This is a genomic window from Bartonella sp. HY761, assembly GCF_026743145.1.
Classification (GTDB): Bacteria; Pseudomonadota; Alphaproteobacteria; order Rhizobiales; family Rhizobiaceae; genus HY038.
On the sequence record NZ_CP104887.1, the window covers coordinates 2,393,569 to 2,409,341 of the forward strand.

The window sequence follows — 15,773 nt, forward strand, 5'->3', positions numbered from 1 at the left end:
TATCTGACATAGTCTTCTAAAATAAAAGGTGAGATAACATTTTGCCATCTCACCTTAATAAAATAGTAAATTATCACTAACTATTTTTCATTGCCTATTTATCAGTGGCTATTTTTCACTGACTATTTTTCACTAACTGGCACATCTTTCGGCCCACCGGTTGTTACGCCAACTAATGCCGGGCGCAATACACGTTCACCAATCACATAACCATCTTGAATGATTTGAGCAATGGTATTTGCTGGCTGTGATGGATCTGGCACTTCAAACATTGCTTGATGAAAGTTTGGATCAAATCGATCACCAATTTCACCAGCTTTGGTAATACCATAACGCTCCATAGTGGTCTGCATCAAGCGTTCCGTCATTTCAACGCCTTCAGCAAGATTGCTCAAATTAGCATCGCCTTCGCGGGCATCAGCTGGAATAGCAGTTAATGCACGACCAAGATTATCGGACACGGCAAGCATATCACGTGCAAAATTTGCAACCGCATAGGTTTTTGCATCATTTACATCGCGCGCAGTGCGGCGGCGCAAATTTTCCATTTCAGCAGCAACACGCAATAATTGGTCTTTTAAAGATGCGTTCTCATCTTGCAGCAAATCAATATTCCGTGCAGTGATAACACCTTCTTCATCTTCAATTTCCATGCGTTCTTCAGCCTTGCGTGTCTTTAAAAAGTCATCGGCAGCTTGCCTAAGCTCATCGCGATCCTTTGGATTTCTTAAATCACGAGCGTTTTCAATGTTCTCGTCAACGTATTTTTCGTCAGACATGTCAATTCCATTGTTTACAAATTTCTCTTACCCTCGATATCGATTTTTATAGCGCGAAAATCAAGGGCAAAACTATAAATTATATGCCGTTATAACAAATTTTACAGAAAATCCTATAAATTTGGTGATAATAACGTTTTTTTATGAAAAATATTGCGCCACTTGGCTAAAAAGCTTATCCATATTACCATATTATTTTGACCAATTAAAATCTATCACGCATATATTAGACGTTAATCCACGATATAACCCTAACAAAATTTTAATAAAAAATCCGCTATATTTAAGCCAAAAACAATGCCTAATATATAGCGAAATTGATTATAGGTTAGATATGAAAAAAATCCGTATTGTTAAGACAGTTGACGGCATTGAAAAGGAAAATTACACAATACCTTTGTTTTTTGTTAATTTGTTAAGCAAAATTTTGCCCTCTAGTGGTATTGAAGGTATGCAAGAAAAAGGATTGGATATTTCAGCTTTAATAGAAGCTGCAAAAAACCAACAAGATTATAAAACAAAGCTTACTGTGATTGAAGGCAAAGACAAAACAATTATTGATCTAAGTTTAGAACCTTAGAAAATAAAGCAAAGACATTAAAACAAATTTTATTATAAAATTTCTTATGCGCTTTATTAAATATTTATGAGTGATGCAAGTGCATGATGCCTTGCGCAAATTGCCTAAAAGGAAAACCTATGGGCCTATTGACCAGAATGCGTTCTTTCATTGCCGTTGTTGAAGCTGAAGGGTTTTCAGCCGCAGGACGCAAAAGCGGTCGCTCCAAGGCGTTATTGTCAAAACAAGTACGCGAGCTTGAAGATATGCTTGGCGTTTTATTGCTTAACCGTACCACAAGGCAATTATCCTTAACCGAAGCTGGACAATTATATTACCTTCGCGCCCATGATATTGTCCGCGAAATAGAAGACCTTGGCAATAGCGTTGCGGAGGCCACGGCAATCGTCCAAGGTAAGATCAAATTATCGGCGCCACATCCTTTTGCCGCATCACCGATAGGGCGATCATTAATTGATTTTTGCGAAGCAAATCCTAAAATAAATCTTGATATTCACGTTGAAGATCGTTTCATTGATTTGATTGATGAAGGTTTTGATGTTGCCATCCGCATCACACGTCTTGATGATTCCTCGTTAGTTGCGCGTAAATTAATGGATGTTTCGTCGATTGTATGTGCTTCACCTGCCTTACTAGAACGTCATGGCATACCAGAAACGCCAGAAGAGCTCACCAATTTTCCCTGTCTTGTTGATAGAAATAATCGTGGATTTAACAATTGGTTCTTTACCGACCTTAATGGCCATGAATATTCAATCCCCATTCATGGGCCAATAGAAGTTAATAGCCCCTTTTTAACCCGAACAGCAGCGGTTACTGGACTTGGTCTTGCTCGCATGCCAGATTTTGTTGCGGAGGAAGAGATTAAGCGTGGTAATTTGCAAGAGGTGCTTGCTGATTATCGTTTGGGCGGTATCGGCATTTATGTTGTTTATCCCGATAGGCGTTATTTACCCACCCGCGTTCGGTTGTTTTTGGATTTTATGGCAAAATGGTTTCGCGATTATAAAAACGCTAAGGATGACGAAGTTATAGAAAGCTAGATAACGTATAAAGGGGGCGGTTATGTCAAAAATTATTTATGGCTTATTAGTTGTACTGTTTGGCTTAACCATGTTTTCTAGTTCTAAAAGTGCCCATGCTGATGCGCTTTATGACAAATGCCTAGATGATAAGGCAGATGGAACCAATTTTGATTGGTCGACTTGTGGGGCAGTTTATCTCAAGCGTATAGATAATGATCTAAATATTACATGGCGTAAAATAATCGATAGCTATCAAAGCCACCCCAATGGCGAAACAATCAAAAAGCAGCTCATAGATCAACAACGCTTGTGGATTACGTTTAAAGAGCAGTCCTGCCAGCCTTTTTTTGACGGCTTTCGTGGCCGTGAAGGACAGGTAATGCATTTTTTTGGTTGCCGCGGCGCTATTGTTGAGGATCGCATAGCTCAATTGAAGCAGTTTTATTGTAATGACGGTGCTACTTGTCATTTTTCCGACTATGAAATTGATGACCTTCTATCCGACATTGAAATATCCGATCGCGAGCTTAATAAGGCCTATCAATTTATTAGAAAACGGCTAGAAGACATTTTTTCAGACACAGAAAATGATGAGTATTACAAGCAATTTAATCCGCCTGCCATATCATTGCGCAATGAGCAGCGCGCTTGGGTAGAATTTAAAGACAAAGCTTGCCTTTTTATGAATGATCTTAACCCTGATGTAGCAAGCCCAAAGCCAATTTTTCGTATTAACCGTTGTAAAGATTTAATAACCCGTCATCGGCAAGAGGAACTGAGTTTTTATTGTGATATGGCCGATTGTTTTTTACCCAATAAGCCAGCCATTAAAGATAACCAATGGGAAATTGGTTGCGACCAAAGTTATAGTTGCACTGCAGTTGGACATGGTGGTGAAAGCTTTTCAAGCCTACCCAACTACATTGTTATAAAATGGCAATATCATAGTACAAAGCCGGCTGAAATACGCTTTATGCTTTACTTAAGTGAGGCTCAACACAATGATGAGCCTAAAAAAGATAAAATTGAAATGCAATATCAAGCCTATGCTTATTTTGATGATAAGAAAAAGGGCGATATTTCAGCTTTTTTACAAAACCAACCCACGGCGGAGGATAATCAAGGATCATTCAATATTAATGTAAAAAATGACCATATCGAAAATATAATGCATCATCTACTGCATGACAAAGTGCTTAATTTTGGCCTAATCAACGCAAAAGACAGTAAAGTTGCATTAAACTTGAAAAGCTTTCAAAACTTTTATCAAGATACTAAGGATTACGTCGATTTTTTCTATCCCAATCAAGTGGTAAGCCTGCCAAAGGTAAAGGCCTATCGTCTCTTTATTGATGATATTAATGTTAAAACGCCTGAATCCTTATTGCCATCTCCTGACGAAGACGCCTGCAACCGCAATATATGGTCAGATGTTATTTTTCATGCGAGCAATGGCGATCACTTTTATGCAATGTGCGACAATACGGGTGCATATAATGGCTCTTACACAATTTTGCAGCCTAAAGATAATTATAAACCCTATCCTACGGAAAAAATAGATAATCAAGATAGGCGAAATGAATTTTATAATTCTTTTGGGTTAGAAAAACCAACCATGACCTTTACCGATTTTCCAAAAGGCAGAGCACTTGGAGATTGTGGTATAATCACTGACTATAGCTATACGCCCGATGGATTTCGCCGCACAAAAGTAACGCGTATGGACACTTGCGCAGGTATTGATTGGCAAGATTGGCCGGTTGTTTATAATCTTGATGTCGAGGAGATAAGGCCATAGGCTTTTAAACGTCAGCACCGATAGCTTAAAGATTACATCCTTAGTTAGTTAATTGATCTTACTATCAACCAAAATGATATTTAATATAGTGGTGTTTTCTTAAATTTTTACCCATAGATTTTATATGAAAAGTTAAGCAAAAAATTTGCGAACTCAAATTGCTGGCCATAGAGAACTTTCAACTAATTTGGGGGAACAAAAAACCATAGACTTTCCCTAACGAAAAAAGCCTATGTCTTTAATGTATGCCAACTATTTAACTAAAGCGGTTTTCAATATATTCTGAAACCATTTTTTCAAAGTCTGCCGCGATGTTTTCACCGCGCAAGGTCGCAACTTTTTTGCCATCTACGAAAACCGGTGCTGCCGGTGTTTCGCCAGTACCAGGCAGCGAAATACCAATATCAGCGTGTTTTGATTCACCAGGGCCATTAACGATACAGCCCATAACCGCAACATTTAAAGATTCAACACCTGGATATTGCTCGCGCCAAATTGGCATATTGCGGCGAATATCGGCTTGGATTTTTTCCGCCAATTCTTGAAAGACGGTTGAGGTTGTGCGCCCACAGCCAGGGCAAGCGGCAACAATTGGAATGAATTGGCGAAAGCCCATAACTTGCAAAAGTTCTTGGCTCACTTGCACTTCACGGGTGCGATCACCGCCCGGTTTTGGCGTTAATGAAATACGAATAGTATCACCAATGCCTTGTTGCAACAAAATTCCCATTGAAGCAGATGAGGCAACTATGCCCTTCGTGTCCATACCAGCTTCGGTCAAACCAAGGTGCAAAGCATAATCACAACGTGCTGCAAGCATTGTATAAACAGCAATCAAATCTTGCACTTGGCTTACTTTTGCCGATAAAATAATCTTGTCGCGGCTAAGTCCTACTTCTTCGGCGAGAGCACCATTTAACAGTGCCGATTGCACCACAGTTTCACGCATCACTTGCTGGGTTGAGAGTTTTCCACCTTGAGCTGCATTTTCATCCATAAGGCGGGTTAATAATTCTTGATCTAATGAACCCCAATTAACGCCAATACGTACGGGCTTGTTGTGTTTAATAGCAATTTCAACAATATCAGCGAATTGCTTATCTTTTTTATCTTTAAAACCGACATTGCCGGGGTTAATACGATATTTTGCCAAGGCTTCAGCGCAAGCCGGATGATCGGTTAAAAGCTTATGGCCGATATAATGAAAATCGCCAATTAAGGGTACAAAAATATTAAGCCGTTCAAGTCGTTCGCGAATATAAGGAACTGCGGCGGCTGATTCATCACGGTCAACGGTGAGGCGCACCATTTCAGAACCAGCAAGAGCAAGCGCGGCAACCTGTGCAACGGTCTGATCAATATCAGCAGTATCAGTATTGGTCATTGATTGTACAACAACCGGCGCATCACCGCCAACTGTTACACCACCAACCCCTACAGCAACCGATTTACGGCGAGGAAAAGGCGCAGAAAAATAGCTTTGTGAGGTCATATTCCAACTATACTCTGTTAACGTCAAAACTCAAATCTATGAGTTCTATAATATTTATCAAAATCGTCTTTTCCATTTGAATTTTGTACAACCAAATGTGTTAGCCGTTTATCACTTATAATCATTCAAGACTGCTTTGTCTTGCTTTTTTATAAGCCATAATTTTTATAAGCCATAATTGTGACATATGGTTTCCATTTCGTCATCAATCAAGCATTATTTTTCAGTTCTAATGAGTTTTGCTTTCTTTTCCGCCAAAGCATGTCCTGCGTCCTTAGGTAATGTGCGGAAGATAAAGAAAGAAATTGCGCTAATTGCTGCGACAATAAAGAACGCGATATGAAAATCCGTTAATCCTAAACCACCATCATGCATGGAAAGGCTCACCTCAAGAACGGTACCTGCAATAGCAACACCAAGAGCCACCGATGATTGCTGCGCAACAGATGCAATAGGTGCGGCTTGGCTAACTTTATCTTGGGCAATATCGGCATAGGATAATGAATTGACCCCTGAAAAAATCAATGATCGCAAAAAGCCACCGACAAGCAAAATTCCAAGCATCAACAAATATGATGTTTGTGGTGTAAAAAGCCCATTAATTGCTATTGTTGCGGCTGAAAAAATAGAGCCAAACATTAAGACCTTGCGAAAGCCAAAGCGCCGATAGGTACTTGTTGCACCAAGTTTCATACCGAGCGCACCAATTGCGCCAACAAAGGTAATAAGCCCCGATTGCAAAGGCGAAAGACCAAAGGCAATTTGTAGCATCATCGGCAATAAAAATGGCGAGGCGCCAAGCCCAATGCGGAAAAAACTGCCGCCCGTGATCGATTTGCGAAAAATGGGATCTTTAAAAAGGCTCAAATCTAACAAAGGATGCTTGGCAGTTTTTGCATGGCGTAAATAAAAATAGGACGTAATAAGCCCAATCAAAATTGTCACAAAAGCCAACCACATTGGCAATGCTGGCAAACTGACCATAGAAAGACCAAAAATTATACCAGCAAGACCAATACCGGAAAGGAAAAAGCCCGGCCAATCAAGTGGACGCAATATCGGCACTTCATCGCGTGGCAAATAAAGCGTTGCAAAAAACATGCCTAAAAGTCCAACGGGCACATTGATTAGAAATATCCAATGCCATGAAAAATAGGTGGTAATAAAACCGCCAAGCGGCGGGCCAACTAAGGGTCCAATAAGAGCTGGCATGGTAAGCCAAGCAAGAGCATTGATAAGATCAGCTTTGGGCGTAGAGCGAATAAGGAGGACGCGGCCAACCGGTGACATCATGGCGCCGCCAATGCCTTGCAAAAAACGCGCACAAACAAAACCGGTGAGGGAATTGGATATTGCACACAAGATTGAGCCAAAAATAAAAACCGCCATAGCAATACGAAAAATATGGCGTGCGGTGAAGCGGTCTGCCATCCAGCCACTTACCGGAATAAAAATAGCAAGCGACACAAGATAAGAGGTAAGCGCCAATTTTAATGCAATTGGGCTAGTATCTAAATCACGCGCAATCGCTGGCAAGGAGGTAGATATGACATTGGCATCCATATTTTCCATGAATAAAGCAACTGCTAGTACAAGTGGCAAAATACGGATCACAATAATTTCCTTACCGAAAATAATGATGTTTTTCTGTCGATAACTTAAATTTGCATTTTTTTAAATAAACTTGTTATGAACAATCATTGTTACAAAGCCACAAACAATTCGTAGATTTTGGTCGCGCCTGTTTTAACCAGTTTTAGCAATTTAATCATCAATTCCCAAGAGCTAAAAAGTAACGTATATTTCATATCACTTTTGAAGTTGATGTGATATCAAGCGTGCAACGAAATTTTGTTTTTAAATTTTAAATACACCTTTTATTTAATTTTGCTTCATTGTAGGAAGTTATCTTATGCCAACAGCCAATGCCACCAAGTCAAGAGATTTAACCCAAGGTCCGATTTTTAAAACCTTGGCTATTTTTGCCTTGCCAACATTGCTTTCTAATATATTGCAATCACTTAATGCATCTATCAATACTGTATGGGTTGGTAAATTTTTAGGTGAAACGGCCTTGGCAGCAACGGCAAATGCTAGCATCATCATGTTTTTAGTGTTTTCGGCTGTGTTTGGTTTTGGCATGGCAGCAACGGTCATGGTAGGCCAATATTTTGGTCGCCATGACATTGATGCGGCACGGCGTATTTTTGGTTCGGCAATTGGGTTTTGTTTAATATTATCAATCTTAGTTGGCGTTTTAGGTTGGACATTTTCCGACTGGATATTAACCCATCTTAACACCCCACAAGATGCTTTTACTCAGGCGCATGCCTATTTACGGGTAATTTTCATAGCCCTGCCATCAACCATGATGTCAGTGATTGTTATGATGGGCATGCGTGGTTCGGGCGATTCGATGACTCCTATGTGGTTTATGGGTCTAAATGTCGTACTTGATATTATACTTAATCCCTTGCTGATTTTAGGTGTTGGACCTTTTCCCCAATTAGGCATTGTTGGGTCGGCGGTCGCGACTATTATTGCTGGCTACGGTTCATTAATTGCCATGATAGTTACGATGTATTGGAGTAAATTACCGCTACGCTTGGTTGGACGGGAACTCAATTATCTTATCCCGCGTATTAACTTATTAAAAATAATTATTGGCAAGGGCGTGCCTATGGGGTTGCAAATGGTGGTGATGGCAACCGCTGCTCTTGTCATGATTAGCCTCGTCAACCGCGAAGGCTTGATGACAACTGCCGCCTATAGCGCCATGCAACAACTATGGACCTATGTGCAAATGCCCTCTATGGCGGTGGGTGCCGCAGTAAGCGCAATGGTTGCACAAAATATCGGTGCTGGAAAATGGGAGCGCGTTAACAAGGTTAATACAGCAGGACTTCTATCAACGCTTTTATTAACGGGCTCAATCATTGCCATTTTATTGATTTTTGATCGCCCCGTCCTTGGGCTTTTCTTAGGAAAAGAAAGTGGCGCAATGGCTATTGCTGACCACATGCAATATCGTGCAACATGGAGCTATATGCTGTTTGGTATGGCCATGGTGATATTTGCAACCATGCGTGCAAATGGTGTTGTTATCATACCATTGTTAATTATCTTTGTTTCTCTTTATCCTGTACGCCTTGGGTTTTATTATCTTACCTATAATATTCTTGGTGCTGATGCGATTTGGATCAGCTTCCCAGTTGGTGCCTTCACCTGCCTCATCCTCGCCTTTATCTATTATAAAACCGGCTTATGGCGTAAAAATTCCATGACTCAACCATCGGAAAAAACGCAAAAAAATGCGTAAATCCAACGCGAAAGAAACTTGGCATTATTCATCAAAAATTATTTTTGGTAATAATGTTGCGCAAAATGCATATTTTTCTTTCCAAAAATAACAACAATGTGATAAAGCGGATTTTCATTTTGTTGCAGATAAGAATCTTATCAATAATAAATGATTAATACATTGATTTTTAAAAGATTTTTTTTAAGACTTACGCTATGCCTCCCTTTAGGCGGCTTTTGAGTGGTCTTTTATGACCGACTTTTCTTACTGGATTGACGCTTGTTGAGTAAATAAGGCTTGCGAAAATTTTTAGTCTGCGGCAAAACCATTATGAATTTAAGAATAGTTTTAAAGTAGCAATTGTGCTATAAATTGCTGCTTAATCGATAAATCAAAAAGAGGTTACAATGCCTGCCTATCGTTCGCGTACTTCCACCCATGGCCGTAATATGGCCGGCGCTCGCGGCCTGTGGCGTGCCACAGGTATGAAAGACAATGATTTTGGCAAACCAATTATTGCGGTTGTCAATTCTTTCACGCAATTTGTGCCAGGTCACGTGCATCTGAAAGATCTTGGGCAGCTTGTGGCGCGCGAAATTGAAAAGGCTGGCGGTGTTGCCAAGGAATTCAATACCATTGCAATTGATGATGGTATTGCAATGGGGCATGACGGCATGCTCTATTCACTGCCATCACGCGAAATTATTGCCGACTCTGTTGAATATATGGTCAATGGCCATTGCGCTGATGCAATGGTTTGCATTTCCAATTGTGACAAAATTACACCGGGTATGTTAATGGCTTCACTTCGCCTTAATATACCAACAATCTTTGTGTCTGGCGGTCCAATGGAAGCTGGCAAGGTTGTTTTAAACGGTAAAGAAATTGCCCTTGACCTTGTTGATGCCATGGTTGCTGCAGCAGATGACAGCCACAGCGATGAAGAAGTAAACGCCATTGAGCGTGCTGCCTGCCCAACTTGTGGCTCATGCTCTGGTATGTTTACCGCCAATTCAATGAATTGCTTAACTGAAGCGCTTGGTCTATCTTTACCCGGCAACGGTTCAACCCTTGCAACCCACTTAGATCGCAAACGCTTGTTTGAAGAAGCAGGTCACCGCATTGTCGAACTTGCCAAGCGCTATTACGAGGGCGATGATGAAACGGTTTTGCCACGCTCTATAGCAACGTTGCCAGCCTTTGAAAATGCCATGACCCTTGATATTGCCATGGGCGGCTCAACCAATACGGTTCTTCACCTTTTAGCTGCGGCGCAAGAGGGCGAAGTTGATTTTACTATGGCTGATATTGATCGCTTATCACGCAAAGTTCCAGTTTTATGTAAGGTAGCACCTGCGGTTGCCCATGTTCACATGGAAGATGTTCATCGCGCTGGCGGTATTATGGGCATTTTGGGTGAGCTTGACCGTGCTGGCCTTATCAATAACACAACTTATACTGTCCATTCGCCTACCATGCGCGATGCGTTGCGCAATTATGACGTAAAGCAAACCAATGATCCGGCTGTGCATGATTTTTTCCGTGCAGCACCGGGCGGCGTTCCAACCCAAACTGCTTTTAGCCAGTCGCGCCGTTATGAAAGCGTTGATCTTGACCGTGAAAAGGGCGTTATCCGTACCAAAGAACATGCCTATTCACAAGATGGCGGCCTTGCCGTACTTTATGGTAATTTGGCGGAAGATGGTTGTATTGTTAAAACTGCTGGTGTTGATGATTCAATCTTGGTATTTAAAGGCCCTGCGCGTATTTTTGAAAGTCAAGATACAGCTGTTCTTGGCATTTTGAACAATAAGGTCAAGGCTGGCGACATTGTACTTATCCGCTATGAAGGCCCACGCGGTGGCCCCGGTATGCAGGAAATGCTTTATCCAACCAGTTACTTAAAGTCCAAGGGGCTTGGTAAAGCTTGTGCCTTGATTACTGATGGTCGTTTTTCAGGTGGTTCATCAGGTCTTTCTATTGGCCATGTTTCGCCAGAAGCAGCGGAAGGTGGTACAATTGGTTTGGTGGAAGAAGGTGATATCATTGAAATTGATATTCCAAACCGCAAAATCCATTTAGCCGTTGATGATGCTGTTCTTGCCCACCGCCGTGAAAAAATGCAAGAAAAAGGCACGGACGCTTGGAAGCCATTGGAAATACGCAAGCGGAAAATCACCAAGGCTTTAAAAGCCTATGCCGCAATGACCACATCAGCTGCCAAGGGTGCTGTGCGCGAAATTTAAATAGTTTTTGGGCATTAGGCAATCAAATATCAAAGCCTACGCTTTTTATGAAGCGTGGGCTTTTTGCTGAAATTAAACCACAATTTGTTTTGGTTTAATTATGTTAATCACTAAATCAAGAGTCGCAACTTTTGTAAAGTTTGGTTATAAAAGCTAGGTTTGATTGACATATGGCGATTCTTATAAGCCTTGCAGTTTTAACTGATAATATTTGTGCGCGTGTTACCGCTTTTAAACGCTGCACCTTGGATAAAATATGTTTAAAAGCATGAGACCAAGTCATATTATTCAGATAAATTTCTGTGCTTTAAAGCTTTTAGAACAGGCAAAATTTAAAATTATCATCATGGATTTTCTTAAAATTTAAGAATGGCATGATACATCAGAATATATAACGCATAGAACCAAAGCGGAGTTTATAAATGGCCAATGTAGTCGTTGTCGGTGCCCAATGGGGTGATGAAGGCAAGGGTAAAATTGTTGACTGGTTATCAGAGCGTGCTGATATTGTTGTGCGCTATCAAGGTGGCCACAATGCTGGGCATACGCTGGTTATTGAGGGTGTAAGCTATAAGTTGTCACTTTTGCCATCAGGACTTGTACGTGGCAAGTCTTCCGTTATTGGCAATGGCGTTGTGGTTGACCCACATCACTTTGTGCAAGAAGTAAAAAAATTGCGCGATCAAGGCGTTGAAATTACCCCTGAAATATTGCGCATTGCTGAAAATGCACCGCTTATTCTTTCACTTCATCGCGATCTTGATGCAGCACGTGAAAACGCCACTACTGGCTTGAAAATTGGCACAACCAAGCGCGGCATTGGCCCTGCTTACGAAGATAAGGTTGGTCGTCGTTCTATTCGTCTTACCGATTTGGCTGAGCCTGAAACTTTGATGGCAAAAATCGAGCGCGTTTTAACCCATCACAATGCGCTGCGTCGTGGCATGGGTGAGCCTGAAATTCAGGCACAAGGCTTGTTTGATGAATTGATGGAAGTTGCAGGCGAAATCCTACCCTTTATGGATCGCACATGGAAATATCTTGATGAGCAACGCCGCAGTGGTGCGCGTATTCTTTTTGAAGGCGCACAAGGCGCATTGCTTGATAATGATTTTGGTACCTATCCATTTGTTACCTCGTCCAACACCATTGCCGGTCAAGCTGCAACGGGTTCAGGCATGGGGCCAGCATCAATCGATTATGTATTAGGCATTGCAAAAGCCTATACAACCCGTGTTGGCGAAGGCCCATTCCCAACCGAGCAAATGAATGAAGTTGGTGAATTCCTTGGCACACGCGGCCATGAATTTGGTGTGGTTACTGGTCGTAAGCGCCGTTGTGGTTGGTTTGATGCAGTATTAGTACGCCAAATGATCGCTGTTTGTGGCATTACCGGCATTGCCCTTACCAAGCTTGATGTGCTTGATGGCCTTGATGAAATCAAAGTATGCGTTGCTTATGAATTAGATGGTGAAGTGATTGATTATTTGCCAGCTTCAATGGGGGCGCAGGCTCGCGTTAAACCAATTTATGAAACTCTTGAAGGTTGGAAAGAAAACACCGCTGGCGCTCGCAAATGGGCAGATCTTCCAGCACAGGCAATCAAATATGTTCGCCATTTGGAAGAATTGATTGGCGCACCGGTTGCATTGCTTTCAACCAGTCCAGAGCGTGAAGACACCATTTTAGTGACCGATCCATTCGAGGATTAACCAAAAAGCTTCTTAAAAACAAAAGGTTGCCATGGAAATATGGCAACCTTTTTTGTTGGTAATAAGCTAACAACCAATATCAAATCGTGAAAAACTGCGTACGCTTAATGATAACGCTGCCTTGTTGTTTTTCATCAATGATCGTTTCCGCTGGCACATCCAGTTCCAAAACATGGTGATCATTGGTTTTAACCACCAAACGCCGATGGCCCGGTCTATCCATAATTTTCGTGACTGTAACTGGCAAAGCATCATCCCTCTGCCCTACTTCACCACCCCAGCTAAGATCATCAGGACGAACAAATAATTGCGCGTCACCATTTGGCAAGCCACTTGCATCAAGATTTAGATTATCAAGCTTTGCATAACCATTATTAATTTTAACCGGTAAAATATGGGTGTCGCCTAAGAACTTCATCACAAAGGCCGATTGTGGATTATTACAAACGTCATAAGGCGTACCAAGCTGCTCAATATTACCTTGCTTCAAGATAACCACACGGTCAGCAAGATCCAGAGCTTCCTCTTGATCATGAGTTACAAATAATGTTGTTATACCAAGTTCATCATGGATTTCACGCAGCCAGCGGCGCAAATCTTTACGCACATTGGCATCTAATGCCCCAAAAGGCTCATCAAGCAATAAAACCTTAGGGTCAACCGCCAAAGCACGCGCTAGAGCCACACGCTGTTTTTGCCCGCCTGATAATTGTGCTGGAAAACGGTTCGCTAAGCCTTCCAATTGGATAAGCTGCAATAATTCCTTGGCCCGTTGTTCTATTTCAGGTTGGCTACGTTTTTTCGCGCGTTTGGTTTTCATACCAAAGGCAATATTTTCCAAAATTGTCATATGGGGAAAAAGTGCGTAGTGCTGGAAAACAAAACCAACACCGCGATCGCGCACTGGTATATTGGTGGCATCGTGTTCGCCAAAATAAATATGGCCATTATCTGCAAATTCTAAACCAGCAACCATGCGCAATAAAGTAGTTTTCCCTGAACCAGAGGGTCCAAGCAAAGCAATCAGCTCGCCACTTTTAATATCTAATGAAAGATTATGCACCGCATGAAAATTATCAAATTTTTTTTCTATATTTTTTAGGGTAATTTTCATTTTAACCTCAATGTACCGCTTTGGCTTTTTGTGATGTGATATTTTTTTGCTGGTGAAGATGTTTGCGCCCTGCACCAAGCCGCTCTACGGTAATTTTGGCAATGATGGTAATAACTGCAAGCAATGTCAAAATCGACGCAGCCGCAAAAGCTCCAACTGTTTGATAATCATGGTATAATAGCTCAACATGTAGCGGTAATGTATTGGTTTGGCCGCGAATATTGCCCGATACAATTGATACAGCACCAAATTCTCCCATGACACGAGCATTACATAAAATAACGCCATAAAGCAGTGCCCATTTAATATTAGGCAATGTCACGCTAAAAAAAGTCCGCAAACCACCCGCGCCTAGCGATGTAGCTGCCTCTTCTAGATCCCTGCCCTGCACTTGCATTAATGGAATAAGTTCACGCGCAACAAAGGGCGCAGTCACAAACATTGAGGCAAGCACGATGCTGGGCAATGCAAACATGATTTTCAAATCATGAGCTTGTAACCATTCACCAAAAAAGCCTTGCAACCCATAGACAAAAAGATAAGCGGTACCCGCAACAATCGGTGAAATTGAAAACGGCACTTCAATCAAGACAATAAGGGCGCGCCTCCCCGGAAAGGTAAATTTGGTTAAAGCCCACGCTGCCATAATACCAAAAACCATATTAATGGGTACAACAATCAACGCAGTTATCAAGGTAAGAAAAATTGCATGCAAAGTATCAGCATTGTTTAAAGCCGCAAGATAAGTGCTTAAGCCAGCAGAAAAAGCTTCATTCATAATAACAAATAGCGGCGCAATAAGAAAAATGGCTGTGATAACAAACACTATAGCCAGTAAGCCATAGCGAATAAGCGGTGCTTCACCAATGCGTGCATGATGCTTATGTTTAGATTGTGCCATATTTAGCTCCTAACCAAATAGCGCGATGCACGACTTTGCAATATATTGGTGATGACCAACATGATTAAAGCAGTGATAAGCAAAACAGAGGCAATGGCAGCCGCCGCACCATATTCATATTCATCAAGACGAATAGTGATAAGCAGAGCTGTAATTTCGGTTTTAAACGGTTGATTGCTTGAAATGAAGATAATGGCGCCATATTCACCAAGGCCCCGCGCAAAGGAAAGTGCCATACCGGTCAATAAGGCGGGATATAGCTGCGGCAACAAAACACGAAAAAATACCTCAAAATCACTACCGCTTAAAGATTGCCCAGCCTCTTCCAAGGCTGGATCAAGTTCTTCAAGCACGGGTTGCACGGTACGCACAATGAAAGGCAAGCTGGTGAAAGCCATAGCAATAATAATACCCAATTGGGTATAGGCAATTTGCCAATTTAGCGGCTTTAAAAGCCCTTCATAAAACCAGCCCTTGGTTAGAAAAGTCGTGATGGCAATACCTGCAACGGCGGTTGGCAAAGCAAAAGGCAAATCAACAATAGCATCAAGCAAGCGGCGACCGGGAAATTCATAACGCACCAAGACCCAAGCCAGAGCCAAACCAAAAAACACATTAAAAATTGTTGCAGTCAGTGCACAAAGCGCCGTTACCATATAGCTTGCGACCGCACGCGGCGCTGAAATAATCGCCCAATAATCCGCCAAACCTAAACCTGCTGCCTTCATAACCAAGGCAACCAAAGGCAAGGCGATAATAAGTGCAACATAAATGAGCGTAATACCAAGCGAGAGTTTTAATCCGGGTAGAACCTGCTTTTTCACA

Annotated in this window: 12 protein-coding genes; 6 read left to right on the plus strand and 6 right to left on the minus strand. The window is 41.7% G+C overall.

Features of this window, described 5'->3' with window-relative positions; translation table 11 throughout:
- Nucleotides 1-122 precede the first annotated feature (122 nt).
- Nucleotides 123-779 carry a nucleotide exchange factor GrpE gene (grpE, locus tag N6A79_RS10405; RefSeq protein ID WP_182417561.1) on the minus strand — a complete coding sequence of 219 codons (657 nt, stop codon included), beginning with the start codon at nt 777-779 and terminating at the stop codon, nt 123-125.
- 334 nt (nt 780-1,113) lie between these two features.
- On the opposite strand from grpE, the gene N6A79_RS10410 reads away from it, so the two are divergent.
- The 3 genes from N6A79_RS10410 (at nt 1,114) to N6A79_RS10420 (ending at nt 4,182) form a co-directional block, all read left to right on the plus strand.
- Complete coding sequence (locus N6A79_RS10410) at nt 1,114-1,359, plus strand: hypothetical protein (protein WP_182417562.1); 246 nt, start codon at nt 1,114-1,116, stop codon at nt 1,357-1,359.
- A 119-nt stretch (nt 1,360-1,478) separates the two neighbouring features.
- Nucleotides 1,479-2,402: a LysR family transcriptional regulator gene (locus tag N6A79_RS10415; protein ID WP_268545888.1), complete on the plus strand. Its 924-nt coding sequence runs from the start codon at nt 1,479-1,481 to the stop codon at nt 2,400-2,402.
- A 22-nt stretch (nt 2,403-2,424) separates the two neighbouring features.
- Nucleotides 2,425-4,182, plus strand: coding sequence for a lysozyme inhibitor LprI family protein (locus N6A79_RS10420; RefSeq protein ID WP_268545889.1), 1,758 nt, complete (start codon nt 2,425-2,427; stop codon nt 4,180-4,182).
- A gap of 256 nt (nt 4,183-4,438) precedes the next feature.
- Here N6A79_RS10420 and ispG read toward each other — a convergent pair whose 3' ends face one another.
- Nucleotides 4,439-5,674 (minus strand): flavodoxin-dependent (E)-4-hydroxy-3-methylbut-2-enyl-diphosphate synthase, encoded by a 1,236-nt coding sequence (ispG, locus tag N6A79_RS10425; RefSeq protein ID WP_268547579.1) that lies wholly within the window; start codon nt 5,672-5,674, stop codon nt 4,439-4,441.
- Nucleotides 5,675-5,890: 216 nt separating this feature from the next.
- Nucleotides 5,891-7,288, minus strand: coding sequence for an MFS transporter (locus N6A79_RS10430; RefSeq protein WP_268545890.1), 1,398 nt, complete (start codon nt 7,286-7,288; stop codon nt 5,891-5,893).
- A gap of 298 nt (nt 7,289-7,586) precedes the next feature.
- Between N6A79_RS10430 and N6A79_RS10435 the strand changes: the two genes are divergently transcribed.
- The 3 genes from N6A79_RS10435 to N6A79_RS10445 all read left to right on the plus strand — a co-directional run bounded on the left by N6A79_RS10435 (nt 7,587) and on the right by N6A79_RS10445 (nt 12,933).
- Nucleotides 7,587-8,993 (plus strand): MATE family efflux transporter, encoded by a 1,407-nt coding sequence (locus N6A79_RS10435; protein WP_268545891.1) that lies wholly within the window; start codon nt 7,587-7,589, stop codon nt 8,991-8,993.
- A gap of 389 nt (nt 8,994-9,382) precedes the next feature.
- Nucleotides 9,383-11,221, plus strand: coding sequence for a dihydroxy-acid dehydratase (ilvD, locus tag N6A79_RS10440; protein WP_182417567.1), 1,839 nt, complete (start codon nt 9,383-9,385; stop codon nt 11,219-11,221).
- 422 nt (nt 11,222-11,643) lie between these two features.
- Nucleotides 11,644-12,933, plus strand: a complete 1,290-nt coding sequence (locus N6A79_RS10445) for an adenylosuccinate synthase (RefSeq protein WP_182417568.1) — start codon at nt 11,644-11,646, stop codon at nt 12,931-12,933.
- A gap of 79 nt (nt 12,934-13,012) precedes the next feature.
- Here N6A79_RS10445 and N6A79_RS10450 read toward each other — a convergent pair whose 3' ends face one another.
- Genes N6A79_RS10450 through cysT form a run of 3 tightly spaced genes read right to left on the minus strand, consistent with a single transcriptional unit; the run spans nt 13,013 to nt 15,772 of the window.
- Nucleotides 13,013-14,047: a sulfate/molybdate ABC transporter ATP-binding protein gene (locus N6A79_RS10450; protein ID WP_268545892.1), complete on the minus strand. Its 1,035-nt coding sequence runs from the start codon at nt 14,045-14,047 to the stop codon at nt 13,013-13,015.
- 7 nt (nt 14,048-14,054) lie between these two features.
- Nucleotides 14,055-14,948 carry a sulfate ABC transporter permease subunit CysW gene (gene cysW / locus N6A79_RS10455; protein ID WP_268545893.1) on the minus strand — a complete coding sequence of 298 codons (894 nt, stop codon included), beginning with the start codon at nt 14,946-14,948 and terminating at the stop codon, nt 14,055-14,057.
- Nucleotides 14,949-14,950: 2 nt separating this feature from the next.
- Nucleotides 14,951-15,772, minus strand: coding sequence for a sulfate ABC transporter permease subunit CysT (gene cysT / locus N6A79_RS10460; RefSeq protein WP_268545894.1), 822 nt, complete (start codon nt 15,770-15,772; stop codon nt 14,951-14,953).
- Nucleotide 15,773 lies beyond the last annotated feature (1 nt).

Coding starts and splice junctions, on each gene's coding strand:
- N6A79_RS10415 (WP_268545888.1), top strand. CDS start 1,479: ATGGGCCTATTGACCAGAATGCGTTCTTTCATTGCCGTTGTTGAAGCT.
- grpE (WP_182417561.1), bottom strand. CDS start 779: ATGTCTGACGAAAAATACGTTGACGAGAACATTGAAAACGCTCGTGAT.
- N6A79_RS10435 (WP_268545891.1), top strand. CDS start 7,587: ATGCCAACAGCCAATGCCACCAAGTCAAGAGATTTAACCCAAGGTCCG.
- N6A79_RS10410 (WP_182417562.1), top strand. CDS start 1,114: ATGAAAAAAATCCGTATTGTTAAGACAGTTGACGGCATTGAAAAGGAA.
- N6A79_RS10450 (WP_268545892.1), bottom strand. CDS start 14,047: ATGAAAATTACCCTAAAAAATATAGAAAAAAAATTTGATAATTTTCAT.
- N6A79_RS10445 (WP_182417568.1), top strand. CDS start 11,644: ATGGCCAATGTAGTCGTTGTCGGTGCCCAATGGGGTGATGAAGGCAAG.
- N6A79_RS10420 (WP_268545889.1), top strand. CDS start 2,425: ATGTCAAAAATTATTTATGGCTTATTAGTTGTACTGTTTGGCTTAACC.
- ispG (WP_268547579.1), bottom strand. CDS start 5,674: ATGACCTCACAAAGCTATTTTTCTGCGCCTTTTCCTCGCCGTAAATCG.
- cysW (WP_268545893.1), bottom strand. CDS start 14,948: ATGGCACAATCTAAACATAAGCATCATGCACGCATTGGTGAAGCACCG.
- ilvD (WP_182417567.1), top strand. CDS start 9,383: ATGCCTGCCTATCGTTCGCGTACTTCCACCCATGGCCGTAATATGGCC.